Annotated in this window: 1 protein-coding gene; it reads left to right on the top strand. The window is 57.8% G+C overall.

Annotated elements, in window-relative coordinates:
• Positions 1 to 230, top strand: a 230-nt coding sequence (locus L0U89_RS20435) for a transposase (protein WP_234863212.1), incomplete at both ends; no start/stop codon positions are given.

Genomic DNA, 230 nt, shown 5'->3' with positions numbered 1-230 from the left:
GACCGGATGCACCGGAAGCTTACCCAAAACCCCGCCTATGCCAGGCGGATCGGCAAAATCCGGAGCCGGACCGTGGAGCCTGTCCTAGGTACCTTAGTAAACTTCCTGAACATGCGCCGGATCAACAGCCGGGGGATGGCCCAGGCCAACAAACACGTGATGATGGCTGCACTCACTTACAATCTGAAAAAGTACCTGGCCTTTGAACGGCGGTCAGCGAAAAGGCCGGC

Source organism: Mariniradius sediminis (assembly GCF_021491425.1).
Lineage (GTDB): Bacteria > Bacteroidota > Bacteroidia > Cytophagales > Cyclobacteriaceae > Mariniradius > Mariniradius saccharolyticus.
Note: the sequence above shows the minus strand (reverse complement) of the source record. Positions and strands in the feature narration are given on the sequence as shown.